The organism is Pedobacter sp. AW31-3R (genome assembly GCF_052180285.1).
Classification (GTDB): domain Bacteria; phylum Bacteroidota; class Bacteroidia; order Sphingobacteriales; family Sphingobacteriaceae; genus Pedobacter.
On record NZ_CP197475.1, the window covers coordinates 1,314,648 to 1,327,671 of the forward strand.

The 13,024-nt window shown below is 41.2% G+C and carries 13 protein-coding genes; 5 read left to right on the top strand and 8 right to left on the bottom strand.

Annotation, left to right across the window (positions count from 1 at the left end; all coding sequences use genetic code 11):
- Window positions 1–8 precede the first annotated feature (8 nt).
- Window positions 9–509, top strand: coding sequence for an FKBP-type peptidyl-prolyl cis-trans isomerase (locus tag ACSBL2_RS05495; protein WP_442590666.1), 501 nt, complete (start codon window positions 9–11; stop codon window positions 507–509).
- 86 nt (window positions 510–595) lie between these two features.
- Here the strand turns inward: ACSBL2_RS05495 and ACSBL2_RS05500 are convergent, their stop codons facing one another.
- The 4 genes from ACSBL2_RS05500 to ACSBL2_RS05515 form a co-directional block, all read right to left on the bottom strand.
- Window positions 596–1,051, bottom strand: coding sequence for a Fur family transcriptional regulator (locus tag ACSBL2_RS05500; protein ID WP_442590667.1), 456 nt, complete (start codon window positions 1,049–1,051; stop codon window positions 596–598).
- Window positions 1,035–1,472 (bottom strand): hypothetical protein, encoded by a 438-nt coding sequence (locus ACSBL2_RS05505; RefSeq protein ID WP_442590668.1) that lies wholly within the window; start codon window positions 1,470–1,472, stop codon window positions 1,035–1,037. Before ACSBL2_RS05505 ends, ACSBL2_RS05500 begins: the two co-directional genes overlap by 17 nt.
- 266 nt (window positions 1,473–1,738) lie before the next feature.
- The gene (locus ACSBL2_RS05510) at window positions 1,739–3,001 is read right to left on the bottom strand and encodes an ABC transporter permease (RefSeq protein ID WP_442590669.1); all 1,263 of its coding nucleotides are present in this window, start codon (window positions 2,999–3,001) and stop codon (window positions 1,739–1,741) included.
- On the bottom strand, window positions 2,998–3,627 hold the full coding sequence (locus ACSBL2_RS05515; protein ID WP_442590670.1) for an ABC transporter ATP-binding protein: 630 nt from the start codon (window positions 3,625–3,627) through the stop codon (window positions 2,998–3,000). Before ACSBL2_RS05515 ends, ACSBL2_RS05510 begins: the two co-directional genes overlap by 4 nt.
- 355 nt (window positions 3,628–3,982) lie before the next feature.
- Between ACSBL2_RS05515 and ACSBL2_RS05520 the strand changes: the two genes are divergently transcribed.
- Window positions 3,983–5,188, top strand: coding sequence for a GTP-binding protein (locus tag ACSBL2_RS05520; RefSeq protein ID WP_442590671.1), 1,206 nt, complete (start codon window positions 3,983–3,985; stop codon window positions 5,186–5,188).
- A gap of 206 nt (window positions 5,189–5,394) precedes the next feature.
- Here the strand turns inward: ACSBL2_RS05520 and ACSBL2_RS05525 are convergent, their stop codons facing one another.
- Both ACSBL2_RS05525 and ACSBL2_RS05530 read right to left on the bottom strand, forming a co-directional pair.
- Window positions 5,395–5,583 (bottom strand): hypothetical protein, encoded by a 189-nt coding sequence (locus ACSBL2_RS05525; protein ID WP_442590672.1) that lies wholly within the window; start codon window positions 5,581–5,583, stop codon window positions 5,395–5,397.
- Between the two features lie 80 nt (window positions 5,584–5,663).
- Window positions 5,664–7,286, bottom strand: coding sequence for an ABC-F family ATP-binding cassette domain-containing protein (locus ACSBL2_RS05530; RefSeq protein ID WP_442590673.1), 1,623 nt, complete (start codon window positions 7,284–7,286; stop codon window positions 5,664–5,666).
- 310 nt (window positions 7,287–7,596) lie between these two features.
- Here ACSBL2_RS05530 and ACSBL2_RS05535 point away from each other — a divergent pair, with 310 nt between their 5' ends.
- Window positions 7,597–8,175 carry a nitroreductase family protein gene (locus ACSBL2_RS05535; RefSeq protein ID WP_442590674.1) on the top strand — a complete coding sequence of 193 codons (579 nt, stop codon included), beginning with the start codon at window positions 7,597–7,599 and terminating at the stop codon, window positions 8,173–8,175.
- A gap of 1 nt (window position 8,176) precedes the next feature.
- Entirely contained in the window at window positions 8,177–8,629 is a 453-nt protein-coding gene (locus ACSBL2_RS05540) for a 3-oxoacyl-ACP synthase (RefSeq protein ID WP_442590675.1), read from the top strand.
- A 74-nt stretch (window positions 8,630–8,703) separates the two neighbouring features.
- Here the strand turns inward: ACSBL2_RS05540 and ACSBL2_RS05545 are convergent, their stop codons facing one another.
- Window positions 8,704–9,570, bottom strand: coding sequence for a polysaccharide deacetylase family protein (locus tag ACSBL2_RS05545; protein WP_442590676.1), 867 nt, complete (start codon window positions 9,568–9,570; stop codon window positions 8,704–8,706).
- Between the two features lie 161 nt (window positions 9,571–9,731).
- Between ACSBL2_RS05545 and ACSBL2_RS05550 the strand changes: the two genes are divergently transcribed.
- The gene (locus ACSBL2_RS05550; RefSeq protein ID WP_442590677.1) at window positions 9,732–12,239 is read left to right on the top strand and encodes a DPP IV N-terminal domain-containing protein; all 2,508 of its coding nucleotides are present in this window, start codon (window positions 9,732–9,734) and stop codon (window positions 12,237–12,239) included.
- Between the two features lie 134 nt (window positions 12,240–12,373).
- On the opposite strand, the gene ACSBL2_RS05555 is transcribed toward ACSBL2_RS05550, so the two are convergent.
- Entirely contained in the window at window positions 12,374–12,988 is a 615-nt protein-coding gene (locus tag ACSBL2_RS05555) for an outer membrane beta-barrel protein (RefSeq protein WP_442590678.1), read from the bottom strand.
- Window positions 12,989–13,024 lie beyond the last annotated feature (36 nt).

Consider the following 13,024-nt stretch of genomic DNA (forward strand, 5'->3'; position numbering starts at 1 on the left):
AGATTCCAATGAGTATTAAACCCAATACAGTAGTTTCATTGACATATGAACTGCATACTACTAATGAAGAGGGACAACAAGTTTTCGTAGAAAAAGCTGATGAGCAAAATGCATTGGTATTCTTGTACGGTACAGGTATGATGTTGCCTAAATTTGAAGAGCATTTAGAAGGACTGAATGTTGGTGATGAATATAAATTTGAGCTTAGTGCTGCTGATGGTTACGGTGAACAAGATCCCGGAGCTTTCGCTGATTTGCCAAAAGACATGTTCAAAGATGTTGACCTTCCTAATGTAGGTGATGTTATTCCTTTGCAGGATAATGAAGGTAACCATTTCAGAGCTGGCGTAACGGCTGTTCATGAAGATACCATTTCAGTAGATTTGAATCACCCGATGGCAGGTAAAAACCTGATCTTCGGTGGTACCATTCTTTCTGTACGTGAAGCCACTGAAGAAGAATTAAGCCACGGTCATGCACACGGTGCTGACGGTCATTCGGGACACTAATCTGAATCATAAGACCATAAAAAAAGGTGCGAATTGAGAAATTCGCACCTTTTTTTATGGGTTATCATATGGAGCCTGAAACGGGTTTAATTTCCTGTGATCGCTGCGGAATTACACTTTTCACATACCCCATAGGCTGTTGTAGTCATTGCTGAAGCAGTGAAACCTTCAGGCATCTGAATAGGAGGCGCCACTACGTCCAGGCAATAAATTTTATTGCATTGGGTGCAGTTAAAATGAACATGTTCATCATGGTGGTGGTCTTCTGTACAGGATGGTGAACAAATGGCGTAATTTGCTGTACCATTCATGTCCATAATCCTGTGCAGAATTCCTTTATCCTCATAAATGTTCAGGATTCTGTATAAGGTTACCCTGTCAATTTCCTTCCCTAATTTTTTTTCCAGTTCAGGCTGTGAAATGGCGACAGTATCCAAAGCGATTTCCTCTAATACACGGACGCGCTGTTTGGTGTGTTTCAGGGAGTGTACCTTTAATATATTAACCGGATCTATACTCATATCACTAGATTGATTTTGCATTTGATAATACGATTGGCGGATTGTCCATTGCATTACCTGAATTCAATTTCAGCGTTCCTTTAATGACTATTGTCTGGTAAGTAAATTTTATGGGTTCAGCAAGTTCCACCAATACCATGATGGGTACCCCGTTTTTACCGCAGAAAAAACACTGGTTGATAGGTAACGTAGATAACATGAACTTTGTTTGTTTCATCCCGTCTTTAATCGGCACCATGTATCCTTCCAGTTCAAAAGGCTTGTTGGCATGTTTTTTTATTTCCGGCGTATACACAGCCAGCATTTCGGTATCCTTTACAATCTTAAAATCGACACCTCCAATAATATCCCAATTGGTGGACATGATCTGGTCATTTGGATCATGCTGTGCCTTAACTGCAAAGCCAGAGAAGAGTAATAATATAAAGAGTAATTTTTTCATAACTATATAATTGTTTTTTAAAGGTGATGAAGCGATCATAAGCTGATTCATTGCTGTTTGTGAGCGGTATGCTGATGATGGTTTCATGAGTATATATTTGTTTTTTAAAGGCTATGAAGCGATCATAAGCTTATTCACTAATCTTTTTAAGCGGCAAACTGATGATGGTTTCATGCATTTTTATAGTTGTTATTGTAAATCATATGCGTTGCAACCTGCAGATTACCCCAGGTTTTTCAGCAGACCGTGGCAGTTCATCCCGGCCTCTAGTTTTTAGACAATATTTTAGAAATATTTGATCTGTAAGCTTGAACGGCAGGAATTACAGCTGCAAATATACCAATCGCTATGCCTGTAACAAAAAGATAAATCTCCTTATTCAGAAAAATCAATCCGGTAAGGCGTGCCTGATTACTTTCCTGGTTCGCACCAATAAACTGTAATACCACATGTCCTAAAGCTATTCCAATGACCGTGCCTGCCAGTGTGAGTAAAATACCTTCAAAAATGACCATCTGGAACAACTGTCCACGGGATGCACCCAGGGTACGCATAATCGCCAGATCATAGCTACGCTCTTTCAATGAATTGTACAGATTGATAAATACACTGATTGCAGCAATAAACATAATCAGTACCGCAAACCACTGTAACGTATCTACACCGACGCCGATAAGTGAAAACAAACGGGTACTTTCCATGGCAGGGGAGGCTGCCTGAAGACTGGTGGACTGATTAACCATCCTTGGAAACATAACAACAGACATGGGAGACCTGTACTGGATCAACAATGCGGTGATTTCCCGGTCTTCATTGGTGGCTACCTGATCAGGCCGCTGCTGAGCTTCATCATGATGGTGTTCGTGCTTGCCATCCTGATCATGGTGGTGCTCTTCAGCTTCTTCTTTTTCATGGTCATCATGCATCTTCCATACACTGGAGATATTGGTCAGGATAAGGTTGTCGGTTACATTGCCCTGCGGGGTTAAAATCCCTGCTACTTTATAAGCATGTGTTTTATGTACATCTGTACTTCCCGTTAAACCATGTGCCCCAAAAAAGGTATCGCCAATTTTCAGGTGCTGACCGCTTGCAACATTTGCCCCTATGGTGACTTCAAAATCTTCTTTCCAGAATTTTCCGCTTTGCGTGCTGAGCTTGTACACGCTTACAAAATTACTGTCTGTACCCACAATCCTGATCCCTTCATAATTATCGCCCAGTGCAAGCGGAACCGCGCGTTTAACAAAAGGACTATGGGCTAGTTCCATTGCTTCTTTCTGTGGAATGTTTCCTGTCGGGAAATCAATATAGTAAATGCTGCTGAGGATCAGCTGGAGCGGACTGCCTTTTGCGCCCACCACCAGGTCAATATCTTTGGAATTGTTATCTAGTTTTTCGCCAATCTGTGTAGAGGCCAGCAGGAGGATAGTGAGTATACCTGTTCCAAAAGCGACCAGCATAATGTTCAGTACGGAAGACAACGGTTTAAACCATAGGCCTTTCCAGCTTATTTTTATTGGACTCATGATAATTCGTAGGTATTGGTGAAAGCATCTTTAACTCTTTTATCGTGCGTTGCGACAATTAGGGTGGCCTGGTTTAAACCAGATTGTGTCAACAGTAAGTCAAGTACTGCAGCTGCATTTTTGTCGTCCAGACTGGATGTCGGTTCATCGGCAATCAATAATGCAGGTCTGTTGATGACCGCCCTTGCAATAGACACACGTTGCAATTGTCCCTGACTCAGTTCACTGGGATAAGCATTCTTCTTATCGGCTATGCCTAGCGAACTGAGTACTTCATTGATGCGCTCCGTGTTTTCCGGTAAGCGTGCAAAACTTTGTGCCAGTTTCAGGTTCTCTGCAATGGTCAGACTTTTAATCAGGTGTGGCCGCTGAAAAATAATTCCGATATTCCGGCCTCTGAACTGATCCAGTTCCCTTGAGGAAAGTGCATAAACAGCAGTTGCATTGATATGCACCTCGCCTGCTGCTGGTTTTAAAATACCTGTTAAGATGTGGAGCAATGTCGTTTTGCCACTTCCGGACTCCCCCAGGAGCAGCCATTGTTCTCCTTTGTTAATTTCCCAGTCCTTAAAACTGATGCTTTTGGCACTGTCGTAATGATGGGAAACTGATTTGATAGTGATCATTCGTATGTAGTGTTTGATGTGTGTACGCAGGTAATTTTGGTAAATGATTATTCAGGTGTTCTTCAGGCCGTCTTGTGTTATATCCAAGTTAAATATCTGCAAAAATAGATTTTGCAATCTGATTGCAACTCATAAAGCTGTAAATACTTTGTGATATAAACTGTTAGCCAAAAGCATAAAGAACCTTCTGTTTATACAACGGTGATTTTGTAAACGTGTTATCTGTTCCCAAACATTAATGCAATTTAATTGCATTAATGTTTGGGATGTTTATATTTGCAATTCTGTTGCATTAATAAATGGTGGTGCCTTTTTATGTGCAACCATACCAACTATTCATCATAAATCAAGAAAAATGAATCCTACATTATTACCCGTGACCGTACTCAGTGGCTTTTTGGGCAGTGGTAAAACAACATTGCTCAACCACATTCTCCACAACAGGGAAAATCTTAAAGTCGCTTTGATTGTAAATGATATGAGTGAGCTGAACATCGACGCGCGCACCGTACAAAGTGAAAATATCCTGTCAAGGACTGAAGAGAAGCTGGTGGAGATGAGCAATGGCTGCATTTGCTGCACCTTGCGTGAAGATTTGATGCTAGAAGTAGAGAAACTAGCCAGAGAAAACCGTTTTGATTACCTGATTATTGAGAGCAGCGGTATTGCTGAACCTATTCCTATTGCACAAACTTTCAGCTATATTGATGAGGAGATGGGATTGGACCTGAGCAAATTCAGTAAGCTCGATACTATGGTAACCGTAGTAGATTGTTTTAACTTTAAAAAGGATTTCGGGACAAATGAGCGTTTGGTGGATCGCGATTGGGTAGATGATGTAACAGACCAGCGTACCATTGTCAACCTGTTAACTGATCAGATTGAATTTGCAAACGTCATCATCTTAAACAAAACAGACCTTGTTTCAGCTGAAGACCTGCAGCTGTTAAAGGCAGTGATCAGAAAACTGAACCCGACAGCAAAACAGATTGAATCCACCTTCAGCAAAGTGGATCTTAAAGAACTCATCAATACCGGAAGGTTTGACTTTGAGCAGGCATCACAGGGAGCGGGCTGGATACAGGAACTCCATGCGGAACATACTCCTGAGACAGAAGAATACGGGATTGGCAGTACCATTTTCCGCTCTTCAAGGCCATTTCATCCTGAACGCCTATGGAACTACCTGAATGAGCAGTTTCCTCCGAACGTACTGCGTACAAAAGGACTATTCTGGATTGCGGCTATGCCGGACAATGCGCTGAATTTTTCACAGGCCGGCGGATCATTGCGGGTAGAAAATGCAGGCACCTGGTGGGCAAGTATGCATTTGGCTGAAAGGATGAATGATATTGATTTTATGGAAAATCAGCAAGCGATTGAGGGCAGGTGGGATCCGCTCTTTGGAGACCGGATGAATGAGCTCGTTTTTATTGCACAGGACCTGGACAAGATAATGCTTCATGCGGAACTGAATACCTGTTTGCTGACAGATGCAGAAGTGGCGGATTATACCAGCAAAAAAGATTTCAGTAATCCTTTTGCCAGGATTATTCAATAAACCTGGAGAAAATGAATAATCCACAGTTTTATGGCAGTTAAGAGTTTGTAAGCGCCTTAAATAAAAGATGCAATATTGTTGCGATTGAACTTTGATCTATTATCTTTGTCATTCATTATTTAGTTAAGCAGAAAGCATTGCACGGGAATTCATCAAGCCTGTGCGGTGCTTTCATTTTTTCATCAATACCCTGTTTAGTTTGTTCCTTAATGGGTTTCAAGGAATTCTATGCCTTTTTGGGTAATGGTGGCTGAGGGGTGTGCATCATCTTCATGGATGATGATATATCCCTGATTGGCTAACTCGATATAGTTTTCTTCCATTCCTCCCAGAATAGATGAGCTTACCTGTTGTTCAATTGATGTCAAGAGTGTGATGATTTCTTCAGTTCCCATAATAAGATCTTTAGGGTATAAACAAAAAGGCCAGCGTAAAGTTTTACACTGGCCTTTCCTGTTGTGCTGGTTTTTAAAATTTATTTATACAATTCAGCTCTGAGTTGTGCGATCTCATCACTATTGATGTATTCATCGTAGGTCATCATTTTATCAATTGTACCTTTAGGGGTAATTTCGATAATGCGGGTTGCCACAGATTCGGTCAGGGCATGATCCCTTGATGTAAATAAGGCTGTACCTTTAAAGTCTTTCAGGCCATTATTCAATGCGGTAATGGACTCAAGGTCAAGGTGGTTGGTCGGCTCGTCAAACATCAGTAAGTTCGGATGTTTCAGCATCATTTGGGAGAACATGCAACGCATTTTTTCACCTCCTGAAAGTACTTTTACATTTTTAAGTACCTCTTCACCGGAGAATAACATCCTGCCGAGGAAACTTCTGACAAACTGCTCATCCTGGTCAGTTCCTGAATATTCACGTAACCAGTCCACCAGATTCTCATCTTTACCTTCAAAATAAGGAGTATTGTCATTTGGAATATCAGCAGGATTGATGGTCACACCGAATTTAAACTCTCCTGTATAGTTTTTCTCCCTTCCGGTCAGTACATTATAAAAAGCTGTAGTAGCCAGGCTGTTTTGAGAAAGGATAGCTATTTTATCGCCTTTATTCACCATAAAGTTGATGTTTTTAAACAGCAATTCACCATTCAGTGAGCAGGCAAGGTTTTCAACCTGAAGAATCTGGTCACCAGCTTCCCTTCCCAGGTTATTGAATAAAATTGCAGGGTATTTTCTGCTGGAAGCCTTGATTTCTGAAATATCGATTTTATCCAGGGCCTTCTTCCGTGAAGTAGCCTGTTTGGATTTTGATGCATTCGCACTGAAACGCTGGATGAATTCCTGCAATTCTTTTACTTTTTCTTCCAGTTTTTTATTTTGGTCGCTGCGTTGTTTCAATGCGAGCTGACTTGATTCATACCAGAACGTATAGTTACCGGAATAAATACTCATTTTGCTGAAATCAATATCCACGATATGGGTACATACCGCATCTAAGAAGTGCCTGTCGTGAGAAACAACCAGTACGATGTTCTGGTAATCGGCCAGGAAATTTTCCAGCCATGCAATCGTTTCAATGTCAAGATCATTCGTCGGCTCATCCAGCAACAGGATGTCAGGATTTCCGAATAAGGCCTGTGCCAGTAAGACACGTACTTTTTGGTTTCCGTCAAGTTCTTTCAACTGTTTGTAATGGTGTTCTTCTTTTATCCCTAAATTGCTCAGCATGGTAGCTGCATTGCTTTCCATATTCCAGCCATCCATCTCAGCAAACCTGTTTTCCAGTTCCCCGGCACGTTCACCATCTTTATCGCTGAAATCTTCCTTCAGGTAGATCGCATCTTTTTCCTTCATGATGTCATAAAGTTCCTTATGACCAATCATTACGGTTTCGATGACAGAGAACTCATCAAACTGATAGTGATTCTGGTTCAAAACAGCCATGCGTTCGCCCGGAGTAAAAGCTACGCTTCCTGTAGTCTGGTTAACTTCACCTGAAAGGATTTTTAAAAAAGTTGATTTACCTGCGCCATTGGCCCCGATTACACCATAGCAATTGCCCTGTGTAAATTTTAGGTTGACATCTTCGAATAAGGTACGTTTACCGTAACGCAGGGATAAATTAGAAACTGAAATCATATTGCACAAAAATAAGCCGCAAAGGTAGCGATTATTTAATGAAACCATCATGCGCCTACTGCTTACAAACAGCAATGAATTTAGCGAAGCGTTCTCCTGAATACAAATGAAGAACAATAAGATCGGATGAAAAACCGAGCTTGCGAGTGCTTGAATACAAATGAAGAACAATAAGATCAGATGAAAAATCCTACTTAAGATAGCTTCAAAACCAATAAAATCCTTATGAGGATATGGCAAACAGTAATTTTACACCGCTATAGCTTTATTGCTCTCCTGTAAATGTTACTTTTGTGCTTTTAATCATTGTATGGAAAGAGAAATAGATATATTAAATTCGATTATTCAACGGAGACGCAGCATTTTTCCGCCAAGTTATACCGCAGAGGAGATTCCTGCAGAGGCTATTCAGCAGGTACTGGATAGTGCAAATTATGCACCTTCACATAAACTCACAGAGCCATGGCGTTTCATCGTGTTCAGAAAAGCTGCAAAGCATAACCTGGGCATAGAGCTGGCACGCCGCTATAAAGAAGAAACTCCTGAAGAGAATTTTCTGCTTAAAAAATATGATGGGATTATAGAAAAGGCCAACCAGGCAAGTTGCATCATTGTCTTGAATGCACAACTGCACCCTGAACTGCTTCCGGAATGGGAAGAGATCGCTTCTTTTGCCTGTGCGGTACAAAATATGGCTTTAACAGCGGAGGCGCTAAAAATCGGTGCTTACTGGAGTTCACCGGGAACATTATCACGTATGAGTGAATACCTGGAACTGCAGCCCAATGAAAAATGTTTTGGTGTGTTTTATATGGGATACCACAATGAAGAGCCGCGCTTACCGAAACGTACGCCAATTGCTGATAAAGTGAGGTGGCTGGAAGATTAATATGGAGAACCTTAAATCTGAATTGTACCAGCTTTGTCTGAACTTTATTACTCGACGTATCGAGACTGCTGAAATTGCATTGCAACAGGCGCAGGAAGCGAGTAATGATGATACGAAGAGTAGTGCCGGCGATAAGTTTGAGACGACACGTGAGATGATGCAGCAGGATATCGCAAGAAATAAGAACCTGTTATTCGACGGACAGCAGAACCTGCTGTTACTGAAATCGCTGGAAAGTGTGCCACTGACTGATACCGTAAGAAACGGTAGCCTCGTTTTTACCTCAAAAGGGATTTTTTATGTGGCCATTAGTGCCGGACAGCTGAAACTGAACGATAAAATTGTGTTCGCTATTTCAGCGGCATCCCCAATCGGTCAGTTGCTGAGCGGTAAAAAAGTGGGCGATACTTTCAGTTTTAACAACAACAGCTATACGATTGAAAGTGTAGCCTAAGAACGGTAACCTGATCAGAAAAAAGGCAGTCCCGATAAGGACTGCCTTTTTATTTTTATCACCAACAGCGCAAATTAAAAGCTGTTTTTAATACTGTTGCTTAATGTTTTTGGGGTCCAGTAACCGCTGGCAATGATCCTTCTGATTGTAAACAAAGGATCATTTTCATCACGTTTGGTAGAAAGGATGAAAGCACTTTTGAAACCTCTTTTTTTCAATTCAGGAATGGCTTCAGGGTTCCACAATCCAAACGGATAAGCGAAGTGGTGAATATTTTTACCGGTGATTTCCTGCAATGTTTTTGTCGGTTTTTCAATCTGTGTCTCCCAGTCTTTACCCTGGTATTTTTTCACATTATGGTGGTCCCAGGTATGCGATTCAATATCATGCCCTTTGTCAGACAGTTCTTTGATCTGTGCTTTGTTCATATAGTTTGGTCGGCCAATGGAAACCGTCATGACAAAAAATACGCCTTTGAAACCGTATTTTTTCATGGTTGGTTCTGCAACGGTGTATTGATCAAGATCTGTATCATCATACGTTAACATAATTGGTTTACTTGGCAACTCCGTTCCATTGTTCAGGTAATCGTATAGCTGGTCTGGTAAAATGGTATGGTAACCACTATCGGCAAGCATTTTTATCTGCGCTTTGAACACCTCTACCGGAACAATATAATCTTTGGCGCCTTTGGAATCTTTAGGTCTCCAATCGCGGATCTGGTGATAACATAAAATAGGTACCTGTTTACGTGCCAGAATTGTTTTCGCATCTGCAACTTTAATCTTTGCTACATCTACAGCTTTTGCAGGGCTTTCTTCCGCAATGGCTTCTACAGCAGTACTGTCCTGGTTATCATTGGTACTGGTTTGTGATTTGGATTGACAGCCAGCGCTAAAGATCATCGCTGCTGCAGTAAGGGTTAATAAATGGTTCTTCATTAGGATTTTATTTGTGATGGGCAAAACTATGAATTCTGCACCTGCATTTATACAAATTTTGTATAAAAACACAGAATTTACAGGCTATCTGATTTATTACATAATTATTCATGCTTTGAACGCTTTTAGTGATATTTTTATCGATTATGATGGATTTATATATGAAAAGATTCTACCTGCCTGTTTTAATCGGAATTACGGCTGGTTTTAATGCTGTTGCGCAAACAAAAACGTTTACCATGACAGAAGTTGCGCAAGATGTACCTAAAGCCAATTACCAGCTGGCTTCGCGTTTCTCCCCAAATAAACTGAAGAAAATTATTTATTCCACCGCAGTTGAACCACATTGGCTAAGATTGAGCAACAGGTTCTGGTATGTATATGAAACTCCGGCTGGCAAGGAATGGTTTGTGGTAGATCCTTCGGTACGAAGCAAGAAGAAGTTGTTCAACAGTTCCCGGATGGCGGCTGAGATCACGACCATCATCAGGGATCCCTTCGATGCACAACACCTGCCTATTGAAAACCTTAAATTCTCGAAAGATGAAAAAAGTATCAGCTTTGAGCTCAAAAGTACTATCGATGAACTGAAAAAGGACAGGAAAGATAAAAAAGCCGCAGATTCAATGCAAAAGAAGATTTTTTATTTCAGCTATGAACTCCAGACAGAGAAACTTACTGAAGTGAAAAACTATGAAAAGGCAAAAGAAAAACCCAAATGGGCTGCTATTGCACCGGACTCTTCAGCCATTGTCTTCTCCAGAAACTATAACCTGTATTGGATGGATAAGCTGAATTACCTCAAAGCCGTTAAAAATGAAGAGGACAGTACGATAGTGGAACATCAGCTGACTAAAGACGGGGTAAAGTTTTATGCGTATGGAAATGATGGTGATGGAGAGAACAATGAAGAAAATGAGAAGAACAACAAGAAAAGAAGGGAGGCGAGGGTATTATGGTCGCCTAACTCGAAATATTTCGTACTGAACAGGGAAGATTCCCGGAAGGTAAAAGACCTGTGGGTCATCAATAGTGTATCGCAGGGAAGACCTACACTGGAGACCTATAAATATGTAATGCCGGGTGAAAAGGAATATCCTGTCCTGGAAGTGCTGTTATTTGATTTTGCTGCAAAGACGAGTAAGAAACTGAATGTATCGGCTTTTAAAGACCAGTATTTATCAGTATGGCCGGCTCCACGCTTAAATAAGGACCGTGACAATGAATTCCGTCCGGATATATGGCTGGGGAATAACAACAAGTTCTATTTTTCAAGAACCAGCAGGGATTTGAAAAGGGTGAATACTTGTGCGGTAGATATTACAACCGGTGCCGTATCCCCATTGATTGATGAACGTTTCAATACCTACGTGGAAATTAACCGTCCCGGACTGGTTAAGGATGGAGAGGAGATTATCCATTGGTCTGAGCGTGACGGATGGGCCCATTTCTATTTGTATGATGGAAAAGGCAAACTGAAGAACCAGATTACAAAAGGTGCCTTCCATTGTGAGGATATCGTCAATATAGACCAGAAAAACAGGGTGCTGTATTTCACCGCCAATGGTCGTGAAAGTAAAGAGAACCCATATTACCTTCATTTATACCGTATTAATTTTGATGGTTCAGGCCTGCGTTTACTGAATAGCGGAGACTTTGACCATGCGGTAGACATGAATGATGAGGCCCGTTATGTGGTGGACAATTATTCAAGGGTAAATACGGCACCCCAATCGGTACTGCTGGATAACTTTGGAAATAAGGTGATGAACCTGGAGACTACGGATCTTTCTTTGCTGATGGCTACCGGATATAAGTTTCCTGAACCTTTTACGGTGAAAGCGGACGATGGTATTACAGATATCTATGGTGTGATGTACAAGCCATTTGATTTTGACCCGAAGAAAAAATATCCGGTGATTGAATATGTTTATCCCGGTCCGCAGACTGAGGCTGTGTATAAGGCTTTCAGCAAGAGCATGGACCGTACCGACCGATTGGCGCAGTTTGGTTATATTGTGGTGACGGTAGGTAACCGTGGCGGAAATCCTGCACGTTCAGCCTGGTACCATAATTTCGGCTATGGCAATTTACGTGATTATGGTCTGGCAGATAAAAAGGCTGCAATTGAACAGCTTGCTGACAGGTATAGTTTTATTGATGCCGGCAGGGTAGGGATCACCGGGCACTCCGGAGGAGGTTTTATGTCAACCGCTGCCATGCTGGTTTATCCGGATTTCTTTAAAGTAGCCGTTTCCAATGCAGGGAACCATGATAATAGTATTTATAACAATTGGTGGAGCGAAAAACACCATGGTCTGAAAGAAATCGTTTCTGTTAAAGGTGATACGACCTTCCAGTATAGTGTGGATAAGAACCCAGATCTGGCAAAGAACCTGAAAGGGCATTTATTGCTGATGACAGGTGATGTAGACAATAACGTTCATCCTGCGAATACTATTCGTGTGGCAAATGCTTTAATGAAAGCCGGTAAACGATTTGAACTGGTGATCATGCCTGGACAGCGCCATGCCTTTGGTTCTTTTACAGAGTATGGCTTCTGGAAACTTGCCGACCATTTCAATAAATACCTGATTGGTGATTTCTCCCATGCCAATGAAACCGATATGATGGAGATGGACAGGGAAGTAGAGATGAACGGGAAGTAAAACGGGCATCTGGTCAGGTAAAGAGAAACCCTGAAAAAATAATCACCCTGTAAAAAGGGTGATATATAAAAAGCGACTGCCTTTCGGGGACAGCCGCTTTTTTACTAAAAACTCTTGAGTAGATTTTCTACATCCTATAAGTAGAACTGAACACCAATTTTTGGAGAGAAGAAGTTCGCGCCAACATTGAAGTTTTTGCTGCTTCCTGCAATTCTATCACCATTGTTATTTTCAATTCTGTTATCGTTGTAGCTGATACCGTTTACAGAGAACTCAATACCAAATTTTTTGCTTGGGAAAAAGGCAACACCTGGAGATAAAGCTACCCCTACTGTACTGATAGATCCTTGTTTTCTGTAGCTTTCACCACCATCTATGCTATTTTTTACATTACCGAATGCCATTGGAACCGATAATTGTCCGAAGAATTTGAATTGTTCAGTACCTGCATAGTAACGTGCGAATGGAGCAACTACGAAAGCCTGGCTTTTTCCAATTGCAGTTGCACTGGCAGAGTGAACTTTAGATAATTCATAACCCACTCCTGTACCTATAGCAATGTTGTTGCCAATGAAGTAACCCACACTTGGAACCAATGATAAATTGATGTCAGCTTTGTCAGCACCTTCTGCTTTTTCTGAATTGAACTCAACGTTACCGCCGATCATGAATTTACCTTTTTCTGTTTGTGCCTGTGTGCTGAATGCTAATGCGGAAACTGCAAGTAACGATAATACTAATTTTTTCATTTTGTGCTTTTTTAATTTATAATGATGTCAGGTTTT